Origin of the sequence: Kitasatospora sp. NPDC057936, assembly GCF_042887525.1 — a bacterium.
GTDB lineage: Bacteria > Actinomycetota > Actinomycetes > Streptomycetales > Streptomycetaceae > Kitasatospora.
In genome coordinates this window covers 42,839-68,001 of the sequence record NZ_JBHVPD010000057.1, presented here as the reverse complement: position 1 = coordinate 68,001, position 25,163 = coordinate 42,839, and the positions used below count along the sequence as shown (strand labels likewise).

Genomic DNA, 25,163 nt, shown 5'->3' with positions numbered 1-25,163 from the left:
CGGTCCCACTCGTCCTTGCTCAGATCTCCCCGCCCCATGACCAGTACAACGAGCCGATCATGCGACGGTCACAAGATCCGCCGTACAGAACCTAGGCGCCCAGCATGATCCGGGCGACCAGCTCCCGCCGGCTGGCCACCCCGGCCTTGGCGAACACCGACTTGAGGTGGTCCTGCACGGTGTACGGCGCCATCGCGAGCGTCCGCGCCACCTCACGGGTGTCGCAGCCGCGCACGAGCAGCAGGGCCACCTCCTGCTCGCGCGCGGTCAGCCCGTACGCGGCCAGGTAGAGCGGCACGGTCTCGGCGGGCGTGGCGGGGGAGGCGACCACCGTCGCCTGGCCCGCCACACCCGCGCCGCGAAGTGCGGAGCCGTGCAGCACGTACCAGCGGCCGTCGCGGGTCTGCACCCGAACCGGCAGCTGGGACGCGGGCAGTCCGTGGGCCGCGCGGCGGGCGTGCTCGGCGGCCATCGCGACGGCGGTGGGCACGTCGAGCGCGGTGGGCGTCGGGTCGGCGAGCCGGGCGAGCAGGTCCTCGGCGGGGCCGGAGAGGGCGAGGAGCCGGTTGGCCCGGTCGAGGACGATCACGGCCGGCGCGCGGTCACCATCCTCACCCACCCGACCGGACGGCGGGACGTGCGAGGCGCGCAGGGCGTTGCCGAGGTGCCGCGCCGCGAGGTCCGCGAACCTGCGCTGCCGTGCCGGGTACGGGCCGCGGTCGGGCGCGCGCATGAACGCCGCGCAGCCCCACATGCCGCCCGCTGCGTCGAAGCAGGCGCGCAGTTCGTCCCCGAACCCGGCCGGGCGGATCTGCTCGCGGTAGCGGACGCTGCGCCCGGGCCGGCCCTGGCTGGCGTGGCTGATCGTCTCGGCCCGGCGGCCCGCCCGGCGGATCTTCGGAAACGTCGCCAAGTCGTCCGTCCACACCTCAAGTTGGACGGCGTGGTCGTACGCGGAGAGGCTCAGGTCCTCGCTCTGCACCGAGGTGACGAGCCCGGTGGCCGGGTCCGCGGTGTGCCAGCAGACGGCGTCGAACTCCAGCACCGGGCGCAGGATTTCGTCCGCCGCCCGGAAGATCCGGTCGGTCGGCAGGGCGGCCGCGGCGAGCTCCCGCAGCCCCTCGATGGCACCCGCCTCGGCGGCGGCCCGCGCGTTCCGTAACCCCATGACGCGGAACCTAACACCCGGTTCATGCCCTGACCACGCGCCGATCGGCGGGCCCCCACTCCTCCTCCCGACGGGCGTGGTTCCGGCCAGTCGGGGGCGCGCCGAGTCGGCGCTCCAGGTGGTGCTCGGTGCGTCGCCGGTCCGGTGACGAGGTCACGACGGGTCGGGCAGGTGCACGTCCAGGGACGGGCCTTCCAGCGTGAGGGCGGTGAGACCGGTGGCCGTGCCGGACGCATGGTCCTCGCCGGGCTCCCAGCGGACACCGTCGCCGGCCGACACGGGAATCCGGTGCCCGTCCGGACCGGAGATCCAGCCCTCGCCCGTGATCACCAGGAAGACCTGGCGAACCGGGGCGGGATGGGAGCCGATCGTTCCTCCCGGTCCGATGGTCAGATAGGTGAGATGGGCGGATCCCGGTCCTGCGGCGACCTGAGCTGCGGTCGCGCCCACGCTGTCGAAGCGGTCAATGGCCTTGTCCGCACGGTCGAACCGGAACAACTCCACGTGGGCTCTCCTTGCGAGATCCGAAAGGCACCGATCCTAGTGGGGACACCCCGAGGCGCCGAAACGGTCGTGGATCCGGGCGGGTGTCCCGTCCCGGCGAGGGGCGGCGGGGCATGGAGCGGGCACGAACGACGAATATCGATGACATCCTGTCAGGATGATCGATCATTCCGGGCGTCCACTACGCCGCCAGCTCGCCCAGCCGTTCTCCCACGCCGACGCCGCGGTCGACGTTCCGCTCGTCGAGCCGCAGGGACCCGTGGGCTCCCCGTTCTCCACGCCGGCCCCGGATCCGGCGGCATCCGAGACCGGGCCGGGCCGGACGGAGGTGCCGGCTGCACGGCGACCCCTCGGGCCCGGCGGTACCGCCGTGCGGTCGGCTCAAGTCTTTACCGGGATCGAGGACTGACGACGATGCGGACGTGAGGGAGCCGCAAGAGCAGGGCCGGGGCCGTCGATCCGGACGAACGCCTCCCGGACGGCGACCCGGCCGGCGGCGCGGAAGGAGCGTGCGCTCGAATCCACGTCGTGTATGACCGTACGGTGGATGACGACGGCCAGCGCCACCTCACCCGCGCCGCGTGCGGCCAGCTCTTCGCGGATGCCTTCGACGAACGCCTCGTGCCACGAGCGGAGTTCACCCTCCGGGATCGTTCCGACGAGCTCCGCCCCGTGCGCGACCTCCAGGACGATTCCGTTCTCCCAGGGCTCGAAGTCCACCGTCACGTCAGCGAAGTCGGACGGACACCCCGCCTGCCACACGTACCGGGCCCGCACGTCCCGCACCGGGTACGGCGGGAACACCTCATTCTCCACACGGCGACCGTAGCTCACTGCCGCGTCGGTAGCATCGTCCTTGATCATCGACGGTGCTCCGACGGTGATCCGACGATGCCGGGGGAGCGGGAGCAGCGGTGACCAGTCAGGACCACACGGGCATGCCGCCGTTGCGGCCGGGCGACCCGCGCGACGTCGCGGGCTACCCGCTGCTGCGCCGGATCGGCGAGGGCGGCATGGGGGCCGTGTACCTGTCCCGGACGCGTGGCGGCCAGCCGGTCGCGATCAAGGTGATCCGTGAGGAGTTCGCCCGCGACGGGGAGTTCCGCCGCCGGTTCGAGCAGGAGGTCCGCGCGGCCCGGACGGTGCAGGGCTACCACGTGGTGCCCGTCATCGACCACGACACCGGTGGCACCACGCCTTGGCTGGCCTGCCGCTACGTTCCCGGCCTCGCACTGGACCAGGCCCTCGGCGGGTTCGGGCCGCTGCCCCTGACGACCGTGTTCCAGGTGGTCGGCTGCGTCGCGGAGGCGCTGCGCGCGGTGCACGCGGCCGGGATCGTCCACCGGGACCTCAAGCCCAGCAACGTCCTGCTCGCCTCCGACGGCCCGTGGGTCATCGACTTCGGCATCGCCCGGGCCGAGGACGGCACCCGGCTGACCGCCAGCGGCTCGATGATCGGCACTCCCCACTTCATGTCCCCGGAGCAGGCGCTCGGAGAACCGGTGACCCAGGCCGGCGACGTCTTCGCCCTCGGCCTGATCGCCGCCGTCGCCGCCACCGAGCGGCACCCGTACGGGGAGGGCAGCGCGATCACCCTCGCCACGCGCATCGCCAACACCGAGTACCGGCCCCCGGACCTCTCGGGCTACCAGCCCGAGCTGCGCGCGCTGCTCGCCCGTTGCCTGCACGCCGACCCGGCGGCCAGGGCTACGCCCGAGGAGCTGGCGGACCTCTGCAACCGTGTCCTTCCCCGGCCTCTCCGGGCCTTCGAACACTGGCTGCCGGCACCCCTGGCGGGGGAGATCCGTCGCCGCGAGACGGCCGTCCGCCGGCTCCTGGACGGGGACGCGCCGGTCGAGGGGCCGCCGGCGGAGGAGAGCCCGGTCGAGCCTGCGGTGCCTGAGCCCGCCGCGCCCGCGCCAGCCCCGGCCGAGTACCTGCCCACGGCCCCCGCCACCGCCCCCGCCGTACTGCCCCGGCCGCAGCCGCCCGCGCCCACCCGCGTCCTGGATCCGGACTTCCTGGCGGCCGTCGCTCCCCGGACCCCCGCTCCGCCCGCGCCGCCCGCCTACGCCCCCCAGGTCCCCGTTCCCCCCGCTTCGCACACGCCCGCGAGGCCCAGGCGACGACGACGTCTGGTGGCCGTGTCGTTCCTGGTCGTCGGCCTCTATATCGCCTACCTCTCGTTCGCGGCGCTGGACGTCCCCGACGAGAAGTCCACCGCTCCCGTCAAGTACGGACCGGTCGATGTCACCATCGACTCCGCTCAGGCCGCCTCCATCGACCTCGACGCGGACCGGCCGGTGGTCGGTGCGGATCCCGCCGATCTGGCGGTGCGGTGGAACGCGGCCGGCGCGCCGAGCCTGGGGGTCGAGCGGGCGCGACCGGCCCTGGCGGCGGCCGCCCGCCCCTTCGACGACTATGGTCCGAGCTCCGGCGAATGCAAGGTCCAGATCAAACAGAACGGCGCCGCCGACAGCGGCCCCCTGGTCGTGGGCCGACGGTTCTGCTACCAGACCCGCAAGGGACGGACCGTCTTCCTCAGGGTCAAGGCCGTTCCCTCCGGTGTCGGGCCCCTCCAGCTCACCGTCACCGCCTGGGACGACAAACCGAAGTGACCCCGGCGGGCTCTCAAGCGGGGATCAGCGCGTCCCACTCGGCGCGGGTCGGCCCGTCGTGGGCCGGGGCGAAGTCGGGGCGGTCGGCCAGCCAGGCCGTGACGTGGCGGTCCACCTCGTCGCTGCCGTAGGCGGTGTCGGGGGTGTGGACGAGGTGGCGCACGTGAGCCCGGGCGCGCATGACGACGGGGTCCTCGAAGGCGCACGCGGCCACGGCGGCGGCCCGTACGTCCGTGGCCGGTGCGGCGTCGGCGAGGCGCTGGGCGTTGGTCTGGTCGGCCTTCACCTGGGCGTCGAACCACGGCCGGAGGGTCCGGGTGCTCCAGGCGTGGTAGCCGGCGGGGTCGGCGGCGACCTCGTCGGCGTGCGCGGCGAGGTACTGGCCGGCCAGGAGCCCGAGGGCGACGCCGTGGCCCAGGGTGGGGTTGGTGTGGACGAGGCTGTCCCCGGCGTTGACCAGGCCGGTGACGACGGGCCCGTCCGCGTCGACGAGTGAGGACCAGCGGTTGTCCAGGCCGGCCATCGCCAGGACGGCGGACTGCGGTTCGGGGGCCAGGTCGAGCCAGGCGGCGCAGGCCGGGAAGCGGCGGAGGACGGCCTCGAACACGGCGGGGTCGGTGAGCGCGCCCCGGGTCGGGTCGGCCGTGGAGAGCACCATGCTCAGCGCGAAGGTGTCGTTGTCGGACGGGAAGACGCCGGCCATCGCGAACGGCGCGACCGAGCCCGTCTTGACACGCCCGGGGTCGCGCGGGCCGTCGGGGCGCAGGCGGTACCAGCGGCACAGGTAGGCGATCCCGGCGCGGTGGCTCTCGACCACGGGCGGGCGGCAGCCGGCCGCGGTCAGCCAGCCGGGCACCGGCGAGCGGCGGCCGGCGGCGTCGACGACAAGGTCCGCCGGGTGGGTCCCGGCGTCCGTCTCCACGCCGGTGACCCGGGTGGGACGGTCCGCCGCGAAGGCGAGGCCGCGCACCCGGCAGCCGCGCCGCACATCGACGGCGGCTTCCCGCTGCACGGCGGCGGTCAGGGCGGCCTCCAGCACGATGCGACGGGTGCGCAGGGTGATCAGGTCCTCGTCGCCGTCCCGCTGCGGCGGGTGCGCGTCGAACCAGTCGAAGTCGTGGTACTCGTGGGCGCCGCGCGCCAGGAGGTCCGCGTAGACGTCCGGGGCCTCGGCCCGCAGCACGGTGCGCACCGGCGCGAGGAAGGAGTGGGGCTGGTCGGCTTGGGGCACCCGGGGCCTGGCCCAGTCGTAGAAGTCCCGGTCGAGGTCCTCACCGGCGGCCCGTTCGTCCTGTTCGAACAGCGTCACCACATGGCCCCGCCGGCCCAGCATGAGCGCTGTCCCCAGCCCGCTGATACCGCCACCGATCACTGCAACCCGCGCCACTGAGGCTCCCCTTCGCGTCGTGTTGCGGAGCGATCTTACTGTCCGATGATCGCCGCCCGTCAAACCGGCGCCGCCCCTGGCTGCGGCTCCGGGGTGCGACTGGAAGCAGCGACGCCGACCGCGTTCCGACGCCGCGGCCTGTGCGCCTGACACCGCAGGGCGAGGGCGGGAAGCGGCCGTCTCTCCTGCCCCCGCCCTGCGGTACCACAGCACCTCGTCCAGAGCATCCGCCCCGCGTATACGGCATTACGCCCGCGCGAGCGCCCCGCCGTCGATCACGTAGCCGGAGCCGGTGATGCGGGCGGCGTGGTCCGAGGTCAGGAAGGACACGAGGTCGGCGACATCCTCCGGCTCGCTGACGCCCTTCATCGGTGCGCCCTCCATCTCGACCATCATCTGGACGACATCGTCGCCGTCCTGCCCGGTGGCACCCCTGATACTGTCCGCGACCATGTCCATGGCCGGGGTCCTGACCAGTCCCGGAAGGACGCTGTTGACGCGGATCCCGTACCCGGCGACCTCGGCCGCCAGTCCCTTCGCGTAGTGGAGGAGCGCCGCCTTCGCCGCCCCGTAATGGAGCAGGGCGCCGACCGGCCGCTGGGCGGTCGTCGATGCCATCTCGATGATCACCCCGCTGCGCTGTTCGATCATCGACGGCAGGACGGCCCGGTCGAGCCGGACCGCAGCGAGGTAGTTCGTCTTGAGTGCCTCGATCCAGTCCTCGTCAGGGATCGTGGAGTACCCGCCCAGGTGCGGCATGCCGCCGCTGCTCGCCCCACCCGCGTTGTTGACCAGAATGTCCACACCGCCGAGTAGTTCGAGAGCCGTGTCGGCCAGCTGCTGAACGCCCTCCAGGCTGCTCGAATCGGCGATCACCAAGTGTGCCGAGTCCGGGAGCCCGGGTGCCTCCTTCCGTGCCGAAGTCACCACGGTCGCCCCCTCGGCGACGAGCCTCCGCACGATCGCCAAACCGATACCGCGGGTACCGCCTGTCACCAGCGCGCGCTTACCCCGTTTACTCGTTGACGCGTTTGTTTCGTAGGACATGACGCTTTCCTGTCTTCGACGGTGCTTCAGTGATGGCCCCGCGGGGTGGCACGGGGCCCGGTGGCCGGGTGATGATCAGCTCGTCGACTTCTGCGACTGCCGTTCCGCCGCAAGGTCCAGGATGTTCCGGTTCCCCTCCGTCCAGAGGATGGTCATCGCCAGCTCGTCGATCCTCCAGTTGCCGCCGGAGCGCACGAGATGGAAGCGGTAGGTTCCGCCGATGCGCCACAGCGGGGAGCCCATAGGGTTGTCCAGCCGGTGAGTCGCCTGGAAGGAGGCCGTGCACTCGGCCGTGGCGCCCTCGAACGACACCAGGTGACTGGTCATCAAGTGCTGGGAGGAGTCGTAGCCACCGAGCACCGCGACCCAGGAGTCGACGAGTTCCTTCGACGTCACCGTGGTCGGTGACCCGCCGAGCAGGCTGGTGTAGTCGAGGAGCACTTCGGGAGCGAACAGGGCGCGGGCCTCGTTCCATTCGCGCCGGTCGCTGTGCCACCCCGTGCGATCGCAGATCTCGATGACGGCGGTGCGGTCGTCCATGCGTTGTTCCTTACCGGGATCGGTCGGGGATGGGCGTGGAGGAGCGGTCACCAGGTGACGGGGAGGTCGTGCAGGCCCTCCAGCGTCATGCCGACCTTCATGGAGACCTCGTCCATCGGCACCGCGAGGCGCAACGTGGGGATCCGCTCGAAGAGGGTGGTGAACAGGATCTCCAGTTCGGCCCGCGCGAGGTTCTCTCCCAGGCAGCGGTGCGGTCCGTGACCGAAGGCCAGATGGCCCTGGGTGTCCCGGCGTATGTCGAACACGTCGGGATTCTCGAAGGCCCGGGTGTCGCGGTTGGCTGCGGCGGTGGACAGGATGACACCGTCCCCTTCCTTGATCGTCCGCCCGGCCACCTCCACATCGGCGGTCGCGACCCGCAGCGTCGTCAGGTCGGCGATGGACAGGAAGCGCATCAGCTCCTCCACCGCGCCGGGGACCAGCTCCGGGTCCTCGCGCAGCATCGCCAGCTGGTCAGGGTGCTGCAGCAGCGTCAGGGTGCCCAGGCCGATCATGCTCGTGGTCGTCTCCTGACCGCCGATCAGCAGGGCGACCATCAGCTTCGACACCTCGATCGACGTCAGCTCACCCGTGTTCAGCCGGTCCCTGATGAGCGTGCTCAACAGGTCGTCGCTCAGGTTCGCCCGCTTCGCGTCCACCACCTTCACCAGGTAGTCGAGCAGTTCCCGGCCGGCCGTGACGGCCTGCTCCAGGTCCGGCGCCTGCATGATCCCCTGGGCGTGCACCTCGAACAGCTCGTGCTCCTCGTAGGAGATGCCGAGCATCTTGCAGATCACCCGCGACGGCAGCGGCCTGCCCAGCACCGCGACCAGGTCGACCGGAGTCTCGTGCCGCAGCAGGTCGCCGATGAGCTCGTCGGCCACCTCCTGGATCATCGGACGCAGCCTCTCCACCTGCTTGGCGGTGAAACGCGGCAGCAGCATGCGCCGGCGGGCCTTGTGCCGCTCCCCGTCCAGACCGAACAGCTCCTGGGTGAACTCGGGGAAGTTCTTCTCCCGTTCGGCGAGGATCGGGAAGGCGGGGTTGTCGTGGTCGGAGGAGAACAGTTTCGCGTCGGCGAACATCTCCCGCGTCTCCTTGTGCTGGGTCACCAGCCACGCGACCCGGCCGTCGTAGAGTTCCACCTGGGAGAGCGGGCCCTGCTCGCTCAGCTCCGTGTACTCGGTCGGCGGGTGGTAGGGGCAGCCCCGCCTCATCGGGTACTCGTGCAGCTCCGTGCCGGTCGTCGTCGACTGCTCAGTCATGGTCAGAACCTCTCTCGTCGTGGTGGGGACGTGCTGCGGATGCGGAACGCCTGTCACAGGCCGGGAAGGGGGGTGGAGAGCCATCGGTGCACCGCCAGGGCGGCGGCTCCGGCGTCGTCCTCCACGATCGTGAAGTGGTCGCCGTGCACCTCCCGGACGGCCATCGGGAACGCCGGGTCCTGCTCCCAGACGTCCGCCGGGACCTCGGGGGAGCCGTCCACCGGAGGCAGCGGGACCGTGGCGCGGACCAGGAGATGGGGCGCACGGGTCGGTGCCGGGGAGAAGCCGGCGAACATGCCCAGATACGCGCCCATCGCGGTCCACCGCACGTGGTCGATCCTGCCGATCGACTCCTCCCGGTCGAACATTCCCCGGGTCAGCGCGGGCTGGATCAGCGGGAGCCGGCTGTCGGCGAAGTACGTGTCCAGCAGCACCACGCCCAACGGGCCGCGGTCCGTCTCCTCCAGACGGCCCGCCACCGCGTTGGCCAGCCAGCCGCCGGAGGAGTAGCCGACGAGGACGTACGGGTCACCGGCCGTGTGGCGCAGGACCGCCTGTGCCTGCGTCTCCACCATGGTGGCGAAGTCGGCGGGCAGCGCCTCACCCTCGACGAAGCCCGGCACCTGCATCGCGGACACCTCGCGGACGCCCGCGAGCGCCGCGGCGAAATGGGCGTACTGGAGCGGGCTCGACGAGGCCCCCACGGTGGGGAAACAGACCAGGGCGGGGCGCTCGGGGCCGCTCGACAACCGGACCGGTTCCCGCACGGCCCCGTCCTGCGACGCCGTGAACGTCGGCCGCAGCCGGGCGGCGGCCACCAGGAACGCGTTCCCGTCACCGATCCTGCCCTGTGCGCATGCCTGCCGGTACAGCACGTCGACGGTGTCCTGCGTCCGGTGTGCGACGGCGTCCTGCCCGGACCGGCTCGCGCCGAACAGTGCGTCGAGCCGCTCGGCGAGCCCGGCCGGTGTGGCGCTGTCGATCACGATCGTGGCGGGAAGACGGAGGCCGGTCGCCTCGCTCAGGGCGTTGCGCAGCTCCACGGCGGTCAGCGAGTCGAACCCCGCCTCCAGGAACGGCCGGGAGACGTCCAGGGCCCCGGGGTCGGTGTGGCCGAGCACGCTCGCGGCGCGCGTCCGCACCAGATCCAGGAACTCCTCCCGCCGCTCCTCCGCGCCGAGATCCGCGAGGTTCCTGCGGGCCGTAGCCGTAGCCGTAGCCGTAGTCGGCGCAGGCGGCGGCGCGGGCAGGAGCCCCCTGAGCAGCGTCGGCACCTCCTCGCGGCCCGCCGCACGCAGCGCGACGGTGTCCACGTGCATCAGGACGACCGATGCCTCGGCACCCGACCGGGCCACGTCGAACAGGTCCAGGCCCTCCTCGGAGGAGAGGGCGGCCACCCCCGAGCGTGCGAGCCGGGCGAGCGGGTTCCGGGCCGCCGTACCGGTCATGCCGCCGCTGCTCTCCTCCCACGGCCCCCAGGCCAGCGAGACGGCGGGCAGCCCCTGGGCGGACCGGTGCTGCGCCAGCGTGTCGAGGAAGACGTTCGCCGCCGCGTAGTTGCCCTGCCCCCCGGCGCCCAGGACACCGGACGCCGAGGAGAACAGGACGAACCCGGCGAGGTCGCTGTCCCGGGTCAGCTCGTGCAGGTGCCACGCGGAATCCAGCTTGGCCCGCAGCACTCTGTCCAGCTGCTCCGGGGCCAGCGAGGTGAGCACCCCGTCGTCGAGCACACCGGCCGCGTGCACCACCAGGCTCAGCGGATGCGTGGCGGGCACGCCCGCGAGGAGCTGCGCCAGTGCCTGCCGGTCGGACACGTCGCAGGTGGCCACGGTGGTCTCGGCGCCCAGCTCCGCCAGCTCCGAGACCAGCTCGGCGGCCCCGTCGGCGGCCCGGCCGCGACGGCTCGCGAGGAGCAGGTGCCGTACGCCGTGGCGCTCCACCAGATGACGGGCCACCTGTCGGCCCAGGCCCCCCGTGCCCCCGGTCACCAGCACGGTGCCCTCGGGGGCGAGCGCGAGATCCCCGGGCACGCCGCCCCCCGCCGCCCTGGCGAGCCGAGGGGTGAGGAGCGCGCCCGAGCGGATCGCCACCTGGGACGCGCCGCAGGCGAGCGCGGCGCTCAGCGCGCCCGACGACCCGTCCTCACCGTCCACGTCGATCAGCACGAAGCGGCCCGGATGCTCCGTCTGCGCGGACCGGACCAGGCCCCACACCGGCGCGTGGGCCAGCGCCGACGGGTCCTCCTCACGGCGCGCGGCCACCGCGCCGCTCGTCACGAAGGCGAGACGTGCCTGCGCGAACCGCCCGTCGGCGAGCCAGGACCGGACCACCACCAACGCCTCGTGGACGGCGGCGTGGCTCGCCGCGACGACCGACCCCGTGCCCGGCCCCAGGACCACGACCACGGCATCCGGCACCGCCTCACCGGCGGCGACCGCGTCCCCCAGGTCCGCCACACCGGCGAAGCGGCCCACCCGGACACCACCGGCCTCCAGAGCCCCGGCGTACCCGTCACCGCCCGGACCCACGACCGCACAGCGCCGTACCGGCACCGCGTCGCGTGCCGCCGTCCTGGCCCAGTCGACCCGGAAGACAGCGCCGTCCCGGACACTCTGCGTGGCGCGGATCTGCTCGCGGGAAATCGGCCGCAGCGCGAGGCCCCGTACCGACATCACCGGCCGGCCGTCCAGGTCCGAGGCGGCCACCTCGATGCTGCCGGGCCCGTCCGGCGCCAGCCTGACACGCAGCGCGCACGCCCCGGCCGCGTGCAGCGACACACCGCTCCACGAGAACGGCACCATGGCCCCGCCCTCGCTCTCGACCAGGCCGCCCAGGCCGGCACCGTGCAGTGCGGCGTCCAGCAGCGCCGGATGCAGAGAGAACCCGCCGGTCTCGTGCGTGCGTTCCTCCGGCAGCGACACCTCCGTGAAGATCTCCGCACCGCGCCGCCACGCCCGCCGCACCCCCCGGAACAACGGCCCGTAACTCAGGCCCGCGGCGGCCAGCTCCGCGTAGAGGCCGGACGTGTCCAGTGCGAGCGCGCCGTCCGGCGGCCACACCACGGGGTGCTCCGGCTCCCCGCCTGTGGCGGAGAGGAGACCGGCGGCGGAGAGGAGACCGGTGGCGTGCCGGGTCCACGTCTGCGCCGAGGGCGCGTCCTCCGGCCGGGAGTGGACGCTCACCGGCCGGCGTCCGGAGGCGTCCGGAGCGTCGACCACGACTCTGACGTGGACGGCGCGATCCTCGGGGAGGACCAGCGGCTCCTGGAGGGTGAGTTCCTCGACGTCCGCGAGGCCGGTCTCCCGGCCGGCCGTCAGCGCCATGTCCACCAGCGCGGCCCCTGGCAGCACCGGGGCGCCGAGCACCGTGTGGTCGGCGAGCCAGGGCTGCTCCGCCGCCGACAGCCTGCCGGTGAACAGGACCGTCTCCGCCGTCGGCACGTCCACCTCCGCACGCAGCAGGGGGTGCGGCAGGTCGCGCTGCCCGGCCCGGTGGGGCTGCCCCGCCTCCCCGTCCGTGGATGGGGTGAGCCAGAAGCGCCGGCGCTGGAAGGGATAGGCCGGCAGGTCGACGAGCCGGGGCCCGGCCGCGGACAGGTACGTCCGCCAGTCCACCGGTACGCCGTGCACGTGCAGCCGGGACAGCGCCGTGACGAGCGTCTCCTCCTCCGGCCGGCCAGCCCGGACCGCCGCCAGTGCCACCGCGTTCCTGCCGGTGAGACAGCTGTCCGCCATCGGCGTCAGCGCGGCGTCCGGCCCCAGCTCCAGGAACGAGTCCACCCCCTGGGCTTCGAGGGTGCGGACGGCGTCGAGGAAACGCACCGCGTGGCGCGCGTGCCGGGCCCAGTAGTCGGGGGAAGCCAGCTCCTGCGCCGTGACCACGTCCCCGGTCAGCGTGGAGACCAGCGGGATACGCGGCGGCCGGTGGTCGACGCGGCGCGCGACCTCACGGAAGGCGTCCAGCATGCCTTCCATGTGCGGGGAGTGGAACGCGTGGCTCACCCGCAGCCGCCGGGTCTTGCGCCCGCGCGCGGCGAACCCGCCCGCGATCCGCTCGACCTCCGCCGCGTCCCCGCTGACGACGACCGAGGACGGGCCGTTGACCGCCGCGACGGCGACCTTGTCGCGCACGCCGTCCACAGCCGCCAGCACCTCGGCCTCGCTCGCCTCGACGGCCGCCATCGCGCCGCCCGAGGGCATCCCCTGCATCAGCCGGCCGCGCTCGACCACCAGCAGCGCGGCGTCCGGCAGGGACAGGCAACCGGCGACGTGCGACGCGGCCAGCTCTCCCACCGAATGGCCGGCGACGCAGTCCGGCCGCACACCCGAGTGCTCCAGCAGCCGGAACAGCGCCACCTCGAAGGCGAACAGCGCCGGCTGCGCGTACGCGGTCCGGTCCAGCAGATCCTCGTGCCCGGAGTCGCCCAGGATCACTTCCTTCAGCGGACGGCCCAGACGGCCGTCCAGCTGTTCGAGCACCGCGTCCAGCGCCTCGGCGAACGCCGGGAACGCCTCGTAGAGCGCCTTCCCCATCCCCGGGCGCTGACTTCCCTGACCGGTGAACAGGAACGCGACCTTGGGCCGGCCGGCCGTACCGCGCACCAGACCGGGCGCGGTACCGCCGTCCGACAGCGCGCCCAGCGCCCGGCGCACCTGCTCTCGGTTCCTGGCCACGACCACCGCGCGGTGGCCGAGCGCGGCACGGCGGCTCAGTGACCACGACAGGTCGGCGAGCGGTACGTCGGTCCGTTCGTCCAGGTGCGTGAGCAGGCCGCGCGCCTGCGCCCGCAGCGCGTCGTCGCTCTTGGCGGACAGCACCCACGGCAGGGCGACGCCGGAGTCCAGGGCCTGCGTGCCGTCCACGGGGCGGCGGGTCTCCGTGGGGGGCGCCTGTTCGAGGATGACGTGGGCGTTGGTGCCGCTGACGCCGAAGGAGGAGACGGCGGCGCGGCGTGGGCGGTCGCTGTCGGGCCAGGCCCGGTTCTCGGTCAGCAGACGGACGGCGCCGGCCGTCCAGTCGACGTGCGGGGTGGGTTCGTCGACGTGCAGGGTGCGCGGCAGGACGCCGTGCCGCATGGCCATCACCATCTTGATGACACCGGCGACGCCGGAGGCGGCCTGGGTGTGGCCGATGTTCGACTTCACCGAGCCCAGCCACAGCGGTCGGTCACCGGAACGGTCCTGACCGTACGTCGTCAGAAGCGCCTGCGCCTCGATCGGATCGCCCAGCGTGGTCCCGGTCCCGTGCGCCTCCACGGCGTCCACGTCCGACGGCGACAGCCGGCACTGCGCCAGCGCCTCACGGATCAGCCGCTCCTGCGAAGGACCGTTCGGCGCAGTCAGCCCGCTGCTCGCCCCGTCCTGGTTGACCGCGGAGCCCCTGATGACCGCGAGCACGGGGTGGCCGTGGCGTTGCGCGTCCGACAGGCGCTCCAGCACCAGGACGCCGGCACCCTCGCCCCAGCCGGTGCCGTCCGCGGCTGCGGCGAACGGCTTGCACCGGCCGTCCGCGGCCAGCCCGCCCTGCCGGCTGAACTCCACGAACACGCCGGGGGTGGACATGACGGTCACCCCGCCCGCCAGCGCCAGGGAACACTCCCCGGAGCGCAGCGCGTTGACCGACAGGTGCAGCGCCACCAGGGAGGACGAGCAGGCGGTGTCCACGGTCACCGCAGGACCGGTCAGCCCGAACGTGTAGGACAGCCGGCCGGACGCGACACTGCCGGCGCTGCCGTTGCCGAGATAGCCCTCCAGCTCCTCGGGCGCCTCCCGCAGCCGTCCGCCGTAGTCGCTGTACATCACCCCGAGGAACACGCCGGTGCGGCTGCCCCGTAAGGCGTCGACGTCGAGATGCCCTCGCTCGAACCCCTCCCAGGCGAGCTCCAGCAGCAGGCGCTGCTGGGGGTCCATCGCGAGCGCCTCGCGCGGACTGATCCCGAAGAACTCGGGATCGAACTCGGCGCAGTCGTGGAGGAATCCGCCCATCCCGGCGTGCGACTTGCCCGGCCGGCCGTCACCGGTGCCCAGCAGCCGGTCGAGGTCCCAGCCCCGGTCGGCCGGCAGCGGGGACAGCGTGTCGCGGCCGTCGGCGACCATCTGCCACAGCTCCTCGGGACTCCGCGCGCCGCCCGGGAACCGGCAGGCCATGCCGACCACGGCAATCGGCTCCCGGGCCCGTGCCTCGACCTCGTCCAGACGCGCCTGCGTCTGCCGGCCGTCCGCGATCGCCCGCTTCAGGTACTCACGCAGTTTGGTCTCGTTCGTCACGTGTTCCGCTCCTTCCCGTCCGGTCGGCCAGACGGCCCGTCACTTCGCCTGCAGGAAACCGTTGTCGACCAGATCGAAGAGTTCCTCGTCGGTAGCGGCGTCGAGTTCCGTGCCCGAGGCCGGGCCGGGCTGCCCGGTCAGCTCGGCCAGCAGCTCCGCCAGGCGTGCCGCCGCCCGTTCCCGCACCTCGTCCCGCAGGGCCGTGCCCCGTAGGCCGTCCGCCAGCCGGTCGAGGCCGGCGATGACCGCCTCCGCCGCACGTTCCTCGTTCCCGGCCAGCAGCGTGCCCAGGTGACAGGCGACGGCACGCGGCGTGGGATGGTCGAACACGAGCGTGGTCGGCAGCCGCAGCCCGCAGGCGGCGGCGAGCCGGTTGCGCAGCTCGACCGCGGTCAGCGAGTCGAACCCCATCTCCAGGAATCCCCGGGTGTCGGAGATGTCATCCGCGGACCGGTGTCCCAGCACCGCCGCGACCGTGGAGCACACCAGCTTCAGCAGGACCCGCTCGCGTTCGCTCTCGGACAGGGCATCCACGCCTTCCAGCACGGCCGGCTCCACGGCGCCCGCACCGGAGCGCCCGGACGGCACCGCCTTGGGTCCGGCCAGCGCGCGCAGCACCGGTGGGACCGCGCCGGACGCGGCCCGCGCCCGCAGCGCCACCGGGTCGAGCCGCATGGGCACCAGGACCGCGTCATCGGCCGTCAGCGCCCTGTCGAAGAGTTCCAGGCCCTGCTGCGACGACAGGGGGCGCATCCCGGAACGCGCGATCCGGGCCAGGTCCGCCTCCGCCAGGTGCCCGGTCATCGCGCTCTGCCGCTCCCAGAACCCCCAGGCCAGCGACAGCGCGGGCAGGCCACTCGCCCGGCGGCGCTGTGCCAGCGCGTCCAAGGCCGCGTTCGCCGCGGCGTACGCCCCCTGTCCGGCCGTCCCGAGGACCCCCGACGCCGACGAGAACAGCACGAACGCGGAGAGGTCCGTCCCCCGGGTCAGCGCGTCGAGGTGCTCGGCCGCGTCGGTCTTCGGGCGCAGGACGCGGCTCAGCAGGTCGGGTGTCACGGAGGTCACCACCGCGTCCTCCAGGACCCCGGCGGTGTGGATCACCGCGGTCAGCGGCGCATCGGCGGGTATCCGGGTCAGCGTCGCCGCCAGGGCGTCCCGGTCGGCCACGTCACACGCCGCCACCTCCGCCTCGGCCCCCAGCGCGGACAGCTCCGACACCAGCTCCGCCGCACCCGGGGCCGCCGGGCCCTGACGGCTCACCAGCAGCAGCCGCGCTGCCCCGTGGGCGGTGACCAGGTGGCGGGCGACGAGGCCGCCGAGCATGCCGGTGCCGCCGGTGATCAGGACGGTTCCGCCGGTGAACGGCCGCCGCGCACCGCGCTGTTCCGCGGGCCCGTCCGACGCGGCCAGCCGGGGCAGCATGACCTCGCCGGCGCGCACGGCGACCTGTTCCTCTCCGGTGGCCAGCGCCGCCGCCAGTTGCTCGGGGGAGATGCGGCCGGTGTCCACGTCCACCAGGACGAAGCGGTCCGGGTGTTCCGTCCGAGCCGTCCGCACCAGGCCCCAGACCGCCGCCTGCGCGCTGTCCGGGACGTCCCGCTCCCGTGCCGCGACCGCGCCGCGGGTCACCAGGACCAGCCGCGACGAGGCGAGGTGTTCGTCGGCGAGGTAGGACTGGACCAGGCTCAGCGCCCGCCCCGCCGTCTCCCGCACGGACCCCTCCCCGCCGGCGGACCCGGCGGCGGAGTCCGGGACGCAGGACGCCACCACGACCTCGGGCTCCGCCGCACCGGAACGGACGTGTTCGCCCAGGGCGGCCAGATCGCGGTGCCGGCGCACCTCGGTGCGGTGGTCCGCCGACGGCGTGTCCGAGGGCTCCTCGTATCCGGGAACGGCACCCACCAGCGCCCACCGCGCGGGCGGTTCGGCCCGCCGGGCGGGCGCTGCGGTCCAGTCGAGGCGGAACAGCCCGTCGTGCCGGGACAGGCCGTCGTGCCGGGACAGCCGGGCCGGGCCCAGCTGAGCGGGATCGACCGGCCGCAAGGCCAGCGAACCCACCGAGGCCACCGGGCTGCCGGACGAGTCGGTGAGCGTGAGCGTCACCGCGTCCGGCCCCACGGGCGCCAGCCGTACGCGCAGGGCGCCGGCCCCGGCCGTGTGCACGGACACGTCGCTCCACGAGAAGGGCAGCCGGGCCGCCGCCCCCTCGCCGTCGTCCGAGCCGGTCAGCGCGACGGTCTGCAGGGCCGCGTCCAGCAGCGCGGGGTGCAGGCCGAACGACTCGGCGTCGGAGAGGTGCTCCTCGTCCAGCCGCACCTCGGCGAAGACGGCGTCCCCGAGCCGCCAGGCGGCCCGCAGCCCCTGGAAGGCGGGACCGTACGCGTACCCCTGGTCGGCCAGCCGGGCGTAGTGGCCGCCCACGTCGACCGCGACCGCGCCCGCAGGCGGCCACGCCCCGCTCTCCACCGGAGCGGCGGGCTCTTCGGCGACGAGGAGACCGGTCGCGTGCCGCGTCCAGGGCTCGTCGTCCCCGACCCGGGAGTGCACGGTGACGGACCAGCCCTCGTCCCCGGTCTCCGCCACCACCTGAAGGGTCACCGCCTCGTCGCCGGACAGGAGGAGCGGAGCCTGGACGGTCAGTTCCCGCACCCGCCCGGCGTTCAGCAACCGGCCGGCGTGGTGCGCCAGTTCGAGGAACGCGGTGCCCGGCAGGAGGACGGCGCCGTGCACGGCGTGGTCGGCGAGCCACGGCTGCGTACGGACCGATATCCGTCCGCTGAGCACCAGACCGTTCCCGGTCGCGGCGGCGACGACCGCCTTGACCAGCGGATGCCCGGCCGGGGACAGGCCCGTCGCCGAGAGGTCCGCGCTCGCGCCGCGGTCGTCCAGCCAGTAGCCGCGCCGCTGGAAGGCGTACGTCGGCAGATCCACCCGGCGCCCGCCGCCCGCGAACACCCGGGCCCAGTCGAGCGCGGCCCCGTGGGCGTACAGCCTGCCCGCCGACCGGAGGAAACCGTCCGCCCCCGCGTCGTCCCGGTGCAGCGACCCGGTGACGAGCACACCGTCCGTCCCGGAGTCCTCCACGGTCTCCTGGAGCGGGACGGTGAGCACCGGGTGAGGGCTCATCTCCAGGAAGACGTCGTAACCGCTCTTCGCCAGCTCCCCGGTCACCTCCGCCAGCCGCACGACCTGGCGGAGGTTGCGGTACCAGTAGTCCGGCCCGAGCTCACCGGCGCCCAGGGCGGTGCCCGTGACCGTCGAGAAGAACGGCGTGCGCGGGGAGGCGGGCGAGACACCGGCGAGCGCTTCCAGCAGCTCGTCGCGCACCTCCTCGACCTGCGGGGAGTGCGAGGCGTAGTCCACCGGGACGCGGCGCGCCCGCACGCCGTCCTCGCCGCACCGGGCCATCAGGCCCTCCAGCGCGTCCGCGTCGCCGGACACCACCACCGAGGAGGGACTGTTGACCGCGGCCACGGACAGCCGCTCCCCCCACAGCCCGACGAGAGCCCCGGCCTCGGCCTCGCCCAGCGCGACGGTGGCCATCGCGCCCCGCCCGGCCAGCGCCCGCAGCGCCTTGCTGCGCACCGCCACCACGCGGGCCGCGTCCTGGAGCGAGAGGGCTCCCGCCACGCAGGCGGCGGCGATCTCGCCCTGCGAGTGGCCCACCACGGCGTCCGGCTCCACGCCCACCGAGCGCCACAGGGCCGCCAGCGACACCATCACCGCGAACAGGGCGGGCTGGACGACGTCCACCCGCTCCAGCCAGCCGGCGTCCGCCCCGCGCAGCACGTCGAGCAGCGACCAGTCCACATGCGACGCGAGTGCGTCGGCGCACTCCCGCAGGGCGTCCCGGAAGACGGGGGAGGAGTCCAGCAGGCCGACGGCCATGCCGGCGAACTGCGCGCCCTGGCCGGGGAAGACGAACACGGTCCGGCACCGCCCGGCCCCGGCGTCCTCCCCGTCGCGCGGCGGAGTGCCGGAGACGACCGCCGGGGACTCCTCGCCCCGGGACAGCGCCGTCAGCGCCCGCACGAACTCGTCCCTGCCGGAGCCGACGACCACCGCCCGGTGCGGGAAGGCCGCCCGGGTCGTCACGAGGGAGCGGCCGATGTCCGCGTCGGTCACCTCGCGGTGGGCGTCGGCATAAAGGGCCAGGCGCTGCGCCTGCGCCCGCAGCGCCTCGCGGCTCGCGCCGGACACCATCCATGGCAGGGTCCGCGTGACGGACGGGGCCGCATGCTCGTCCCCGTCGGTGACGGTGGTCTCCGTGGGGGGCGCCTGTTCGAGGATGACGTGGGCGTTGGTGCCGCTGACGCCGAAGGAGGAGACGGCGGCGCGGCGTGGGCGGTCGCTGTCGGGCCAGGCCCGGTTCTCGGTCAGCAGACGGACGGCGCCGGCCGTCCAGTCGACGTGCGGGGTGGGTTCGTCGACGTGCAGGGTGCGCGGCAGGACGCCGTGCCGCATGGCCATCACCATCTTGATGACACCGGCGACGCCGGAGGCGGCCTGGGTGTGGCCGATGTTCGACTTCACCGAGCCCAGCCACAGCGGCCGGTCACCGGAACGGTCCTGACCGTACGTCGCCAGAAGCGCCTGCGCCTCGATCGGATCGCCCAGCGTGGTCCCGGTCCCGTGCGCCTCCACGGCGTCCACGTCCGACGGCGACAGCCGGCACTGCGCCAGCGCCTCACGGATCAGCCGCTGCTGGGACGGGCTGTTGGGCGCCGTCAGCCCGTTCCCGGCACCCGCGTGGTTGACCGCGGAGCCCCTGATGACCGCGAGCACGGGGTGGCCGTGGCGTTGCGCGTCCGACAGGCGCTCCAGCACCAGGACGCCGGCACCCTCGCCCCAGCCGGTGCCGTCCGCGGCTGCGGCGAACGGCTTGCACCGGCCGTCCGCGGCCATACCGCGCTGCCGGCTGAACTCCACGAAGGCGTTCGGGGTGGACATGACGGTCACCCCGCCCGCCAGCGCCAGGGAACACTCCCCGGAGCGCAGCGCGTTGACCGACAGGTGCAGCGCCACCAGGGAGGACGAGCAGGCGGTGTCGACGGTCGCCGCGGGACCGGTCAGCCCGAGCACGTAGGAGGCCCGTCCGGCGGCCACGGCCGCAGTGCTCCCGGTCAGCCGGTAGCCGGCGACCTCGTCGTCCGGGTCCAGGCGCGAGGGGAAGGCGTACCCCTGGTGCGTCATCCCGATGAAGCCCGCGGTCCTGCTGCCCCGCAGGGACACCGGATCGATGCCCGCCCGCTCCAACGCCTCCCAGGTGACCTCCAGCCACAACCGTTGCTGGGGATCCGTCGCGAGCGCCTCGCGCGGGCTGATCCCGAAGAACTCCGCGTCGAAACCGGACGCGTCGTCGAGGAACGCGCCGGTGCGCACATAGCTCTTGCCGGGGCGGCCCGGCTCCGGGTCGTACAGGTCCTCCACGTCCCAGTTGCGCCCCTGCGGGAACCCGGACACCACGTCGGCCCCGTCGCGGACCAGGCGCCACAGGTCCTCCGGGGACTCGACGTGCCCGGGGAACCGGCATCCCATGCCCACGATCGCGACCGGTTCGTGCTCCTTCTGCTCGGCGTGCTCCAGAAGTGCGCGCGTCTGGCGGAGCTCGGTGGTGACGAGTTTCAGGTACTGGCGAAGTTTGTCCTCAGTGCTGGTCACGAGATCCCAAGCTCCTTGTTGACGATGTCGAACATCTCGTCGTCGGTCGCCAGCATCAGGGCGTCGTCCTCCGGCGCCCCGGCGGTGACGAGGCCGGGCTCGGCCCATTTCCACAGCAGCGTCCGCAGCCGCGTGACGACACGGGCGCGCGTCTCGTCGTCGGCGTCCATCGCCTCGACCGCCGTCTCCAGCCGGTCCACGTCGGCGAGGACCGCGTCGGCCCGCACGCCCTCGGGGAGGACCTGCGTGCGCAGGTGCCGGGCCAGCGCGGCCGGGGTGGCGTGGTCGAAGACCACGGTCGTCGGCAGGGTCAGACCCGTGGCCTCGTTGAGGCGGCTGCGCAGCGTCAGCGAAGCCATCGAGTCGAACCCGAGATCCTGGAACGTCGCCGCAGCGCGGACGTCCTGCGCCGCGCGGTGGCCGAGGGCGGCAGCCGCGTGGGTGCGCACCAGGTCGAGCAGCAGCCGCTCCTGCTCCTCCCCGGACATGGACGCCAGCCGCTCCCGCAGCGCCCCGGCGCGCCCCGGCCCGGCGTCGCCGCGCAGCACGCGCTGTGCGTCGGGCAGGTCGTTCAGCAGCGCACGCGAGCGGGACGCGCCGTACGCGGGCGCGAACCGCTCCCAGTCGACGGCGGCGAAGGCGGTGGCGGTCTCGTCGCGGTCGAGCGCGGCCCGCAGACCCGCGAGGGCCGTCTCCGGAGCCATCAGCGGGACACCGCGCCGCAGCAGCAGCTCGCCCGACCCGGCGGCCATCCCGCCGCCGCCCCAGGCGCCCCAGGCGACCGAGGTCGCGGCGCGCCCTTGTGCCCGGCGGAAGCTTGCCAGGGCGTCGAGGAACGCGTTGGCCGCCGCGTACGCCGCCTGCCCGGTGTTGCCCCACAGCCCGGCGCCGGAGGAGAAGAGGACGAACGTGTCGAGGGGCCGGCCGCAGCCGTCGAAGACGGCGTCGAGGTTCCTCGCCCCCGCGAGCTTGCCGGACATCACCTCGGCCATCTCGGCGAGGTCGCACCGCGCCAGCGGTTTCTCCTCCTGGACCGCGCCCGCCGCGTGGACGACGGCGGTGACCGGACGGTCCTCGGGGAGCGACTCGACGACCCGGCGCAGGTCGTCCCGGTCGGTGATGTCGCAGGCCACGACGGTCACCTTGCTGCCCAGCCGGAGCAGGTCGGCCTCCAGCCCAGCCGCGCCGGGCGCGGCGGGCCCCCGGCGGCTGAGCAGCACCAGGTGCGGGACGCCCTGGCCGGCCAGCCACCTCGCCACCTGCGCGCCGAGTCCGCCCGTCCCCCCCGTCACCAGGACGCTGCCCGTGGCCTGCCAGACGCGCCGCACCGGCGTCTCGGCCGAGGGGGAGCGCACCAGCCGGCAGCCGAGGACGCCATCGGCCCGCACGGCCAGCTGGCTCTCGCCGCCCGGCTCGGCGAGGACCGCCACGAGGCGCGACAGCGCGGTCTCGTCCACCGACTCCGGCAGATCGGCCAAGCCGCCCCACCGGTCCGGCCATTCGAGCGCCGCCACCCGCCCCAGCCCCCACACGGTCGCCTGCGCCGGGCGCCGCACCGGGTCGGGGCCGACCGCCACCGCACCCTGGGTGAGACACCACAGCGGGGCGCCGGTCCCGGTGTCGCCCAGCGCCTGCCCCAGCACCACCGTCGCCGCGAGGCCGCAGGTCAGTGCAGAGCTGTCCGGCAGGGGCCGCTCGTCCACGGCCAGGAGAGACATCACACCCGTGAACGGCTGCTCCCCGGCGGCCTCGCGCAGCCGGCGGCCGAGAGCCGTCCGGTCGGTCCCCGTCACGGCATCGAGGCTCAGCCGGACGACGTCGTCCGCCCCGGCGCGCCCGAGCGCCGCCGACAGCTCGTCCGCCGGGCAGGCGACGCCCTCCGGCAACACGATCAGCCAACGGCCGGACACCCGGGGCGCGGTGGGCGCGGGCAGCGGCGCCCAGTCGACGCGGTAGCGGTGATCGTCGACCCGGGCCGAGGCCCCGTCACCGCCCGCGGCCTCCAGCCAGTGGCGCCGGCGCTGGAAGGCGTAGGTGGGCAGCGGCACCGTCCGGGCGTCGGTGCCGGCGAGCACGCCCGCCCAGTCCACCCCGACGCCCCGTACGTGCAGCCGTCCCAGCGCGGCCTGCAGGGTCCGCAGCTCGGGCTCGTCCCGGTGCGAGACCGCCGTGAAGACGAGGTCGCCGCCGTCGGCGCACTCCTGGCCCAGTGCGGCGAGCACGGCGTCCGGACCGAGTTCCAGGAACGTGGTGACGCCCTCGGCCTGAAGGGCGCGGACCGCGTCGAGGAACCGGACGGTGTCCCGCGCGTGCCGCGCCCAGTACTCGGGGGTGCACAGGTCCCCGGCCGCCACCACGGTGCCGGTCAGCGCGGACACCACCGGGATCCGCGGAGCGTGCAGGGACACGGTCCGCACCACGGCGGCGAAGTCCTCGGTCATCGCGTCCATCCGGTGCGAGTGGAACGCGTGGCTCACCCGCAGCGGCCGCGTCTTCCGTCCCCGGCCGGCGAAGTGCGCCGCCACCTCCGCGACGGCGTCCTCGTCACCGGCAACCACCACCGAGGCGGGGCCGTTCACCGCCGCGAGCCCGGCACGCCCGGGCCGCTGTGCCAGCAGCGGCGCCACCTCCTCCTCGGACGCCTGCACCGCCGTCATCGCGCCTCCTCGCGGCAGCGCCTGCATCAGCCGGCCCCTGGCCGCGGCCAGGGTGGCCGCGTCCGCGAGCGACAGCACCCCCGCGACGTGCGCCGCGGCCAGCTCGCCGACGGAGTGGCCGGACACGAGATCAGGGCGCACGCCCCACGACTCCACCAGCCGGTACCAGGCGATCTCGACCGCGAACAGCGCAGGCTGGGTCCAGACCGTCTCGTCGAGCAGTCCCTCGGTGCCGGGGCCGCCGAAGACCACGTCGCGCAGCGGCCGGCCGAGATGCCGGTCCAGTTCGGCGCAGACCGCGTCGAAGGCGTCGGCGAACACCGGATACCGCGCGTACAGGTCCCGTCCCATGCCCACCCGCTGCGCGCCCTGACCGGTGAACAGGAACGCCAGCTTGCCGTCGGACACCGTGCCGCGTGCGCCCGAGGCGGGCACCTCGCCCTCGGCGAGGCGGCCGAGGCCGTGCACCAGCTCGGCACGGTCCGCCGCGACGACGACCGCGCGGTGGTCGAAGGCCGACCGCGTCGTGGCCAGCGAGTACGCCACGTCGGCGAGGCGCAGGGCAGGGCCGTCCTCCACGTACCGGCCCAGCCGCCCGGCCTGGGCCCGCAGCGCTTCCTCGCCGCGGGCCGACACGAGCCACGGCAGCGGGACGCCCTCGGCCTCGGGCGGGCGCTCGTCGCCGCCCCCGCCGCTGTCCGGGGCCTCCTCCACGATCACATGCGCGTTGGTGCCGCTGATGCCGAAGGACGACACCCCCGCGCGGCGCGGGCGCCCGGGGTCGGGCCAGTCCCGGGTCTCGGTCAGCAGCTCCACCGCCCCGGCCGACCAGTCCACCCGGGTCGAGGGCTCGTCGACGTGCAGGGTCCCGGGCAGCACACCGTGCTGTAACGCCTGCACCGTCTTGATGACCCCGGCGATGCCCGCCGCGGCCTGGGTGTGGCCGATGTTCGACTTCACGGAGCCGAGCCACAGCGGGCGTTCACGGTCATGGCCGGCGACCGCGAGGATCGCCTGCGCCTCGATCGGGTCGCCGAGCGGCGTGCCCGTGCCGTGCCCCTCGATCATGTCGATGTCCGCGGCCGACAGCGCCGCGTCGTCGAGGGCCTGCAGGATCACCCGCTGCTGCGACGGCCCGTTCGGCGCCGTCAACCCGCTGCTCGCGCCGTCCTGGTTCACCGCGCTGCCGCGCACCACGGCAAGGACACGGCGTCCGTTGCGGTGGGCGTCCGACAGCCGCTCCAGGAGCAGCACCCCGGCGCCCTCGCTCCACCCGGCCCCGTCCGCGGAGTCGGCGAAGGACTTGCAGCGCCCGTCCGGGGCGAGCCCGCGCTGACGGCTGAACTCCACGAACGTCGACGGGGTCGACATCACTGTCACACCGCCGGCCAGGGCCAGCGAGCACTCGCCCCGGCGCAGCGCCTGGACCGCCAGGTGCAGGGCCACCAGCGACGACGAGCACGCCGTGTCCACCGTCACGGCGGGCCCCTCAAGGCCCAGCGTGAAGGAGATCCGGCCGGAGGCGACGCTGCCCGCGCTGCCCGTGCCGAGGTAGCCCTCCGCCTCCTCGGACGCCAGGCCCGGCCGGGAGCCGTAGTCGTGGTACATCACACCGGCGAAGACCCCGGTCCTGCTGCCGCGCAACGACAGCGGGTCGATGCCGGCCCGCTCGGCGGCCTCCCAGGACGTCTCCAGCAGCAGCCGCTGCTGCGGGTCCATGGCGAGGGCCTCACGCGGCGAGATACCGAAGAACCCCGCGTCGAACTCCGCGGCGTCGTACAGGAACCCGCCTTCCCGCGTGTACGAGGTTCCCGGCTGGTCGGGGTCGGCGGCGAACAGTGACGCCAGATCCCAGCCGCGGTCGCCGGGAAACCCCGACACCGCGTCCCGGCCCTCCAGGACCAGGTCCCACAGTTTCTCGGGAGAATCGACACCGGACGGGTACCGGCAGCTCATCCCGACGATCGCCACCGGCTCGACCGCCGCCCGCACGGCGTTCCTGAGCCGCTCGTTCTCCTTCAGCGAAGCCCGTAGGGCCTCGACCACCGCT

At 74.1% G+C, this 25,163-nt stretch carries 9 protein-coding genes and 2 pseudogenes; 1 reads left to right on the top strand and 10 read right to left on the bottom strand.

Annotated features, from left to right (window positions below):
* Positions 1–91 precede the first annotated feature (91 nt).
* The 3 genes from ACFVU9_RS26980 to ACFVU9_RS26970 all read right to left on the bottom strand — a co-directional run bounded on the left by ACFVU9_RS26980 (position 92) and on the right by ACFVU9_RS26970 (position 2,536).
* On the bottom strand, positions 92–1,168 hold the full coding sequence (locus tag ACFVU9_RS26980) for a response regulator transcription factor (protein ID WP_387597613.1): 1,077 nt from the start codon (positions 1,166–1,168) through the stop codon (positions 92–94).
* A gap of 153 nt (positions 1,169–1,321) precedes the next feature.
* Positions 1,322–1,672 (bottom strand): cupin domain-containing protein, encoded by a 351-nt coding sequence (locus ACFVU9_RS26975; protein ID WP_387597611.1) that lies wholly within the window; start codon positions 1,670–1,672, stop codon positions 1,322–1,324.
* Between the two features lie 381 nt (positions 1,673–2,053).
* A complete protein-coding gene (locus tag ACFVU9_RS26970; protein ID WP_387597609.1) occupies positions 2,054–2,536 on the bottom strand; it encodes a hypothetical protein in 483 nt (160 codons plus the stop codon).
* A 50-nt stretch (positions 2,537–2,586) separates the two neighbouring features.
* On the opposite strand from ACFVU9_RS26970, the gene ACFVU9_RS26965 reads away from it, so the two are divergent.
* Positions 2,587–4,290: a serine/threonine-protein kinase gene (locus tag ACFVU9_RS26965; protein ID WP_387597606.1), complete on the top strand. Its 1,704-nt coding sequence runs from the start codon at positions 2,587–2,589 to the stop codon at positions 4,288–4,290.
* Between the two features lie 13 nt (positions 4,291–4,303).
* Here ACFVU9_RS26965 and ACFVU9_RS26960 read toward each other — a convergent pair whose 3' ends face one another.
* The 7 genes and pseudogenes from ACFVU9_RS26960 to ACFVU9_RS26930 form a co-directional block, all read right to left on the bottom strand.
* Positions 4,304–5,677, bottom strand: a complete 1,374-nt coding sequence (locus ACFVU9_RS26960; RefSeq protein WP_387597604.1) for an FAD-dependent oxidoreductase — start codon at positions 5,675–5,677, stop codon at positions 4,304–4,306.
* Between the two features lie 246 nt (positions 5,678–5,923).
* On the bottom strand, positions 5,924–6,724 hold the full coding sequence (locus tag ACFVU9_RS26955; RefSeq protein WP_387597602.1) for an oxidoreductase: 801 nt from the start codon (positions 6,722–6,724) through the stop codon (positions 5,924–5,926).
* A gap of 75 nt (positions 6,725–6,799) precedes the next feature.
* Positions 6,800–7,264: a nuclear transport factor 2 family protein gene (locus ACFVU9_RS26950; protein WP_387597599.1), complete on the bottom strand. Its 465-nt coding sequence runs from the start codon at positions 7,262–7,264 to the stop codon at positions 6,800–6,802.
* Positions 7,265–7,311: 47 nt separating this feature from the next.
* Positions 7,312–8,529 (bottom strand): cytochrome P450, encoded by a 1,218-nt coding sequence (locus tag ACFVU9_RS26945; protein WP_387597596.1) that lies wholly within the window; start codon positions 8,527–8,529, stop codon positions 7,312–7,314.
* A gap of 53 nt (positions 8,530–8,582) precedes the next feature.
* A pseudogene (locus ACFVU9_RS26940) lies at positions 8,583–11,543 on the bottom strand (type I polyketide synthase); the annotation flags it as partial.
* A gap of 210 nt (positions 11,544–11,753) precedes the next feature.
* A pseudogene (locus ACFVU9_RS26935) lies at positions 11,754–20,438 on the bottom strand (SDR family NAD(P)-dependent oxidoreductase); the annotation flags it as partial.
* A 14-nt stretch (positions 20,439–20,452) separates the two neighbouring features.
* The gene (locus ACFVU9_RS26930; protein WP_387597616.1) at positions 20,453–25,159 is read right to left on the bottom strand and encodes an SDR family NAD(P)-dependent oxidoreductase; all 4,707 of its coding nucleotides are present in this window, start codon (positions 25,157–25,159) and stop codon (positions 20,453–20,455) included.
* Positions 25,160–25,163: the final 4 nt, after the last annotated feature.

Excerpts from the sequence above, each read along its gene's own strand:
- ACFVU9_RS26980 (WP_387597613.1), bottom strand. The coding sequence starts at position 1,168 with ATGGGGTTACGGAACGCGCGGGCCGCCGCCGAGGCGGGTGCCATCGAG.
- ACFVU9_RS26970 (WP_387597609.1), bottom strand. The coding sequence starts at position 2,536 with ATGATCAAGGACGATGCTACCGACGCGGCAGTGAGCTACGGTCGCCGT.
- ACFVU9_RS26955 (WP_387597602.1), bottom strand. The coding sequence starts at position 6,724 with ATGTCCTACGAAACAAACGCGTCAACGAGTAAACGGGGTAAGCGCGCG.
- ACFVU9_RS26950 (WP_387597599.1), bottom strand. The coding sequence starts at position 7,264 with ATGGACGACCGCACCGCCGTCATCGAGATCTGCGATCGCACGGGGTGG.
- ACFVU9_RS26945 (WP_387597596.1), bottom strand. The coding sequence starts at position 8,529 with ATGACTGAGCAGTCGACGACGACCGGCACGGAGCTGCACGAGTACCCG.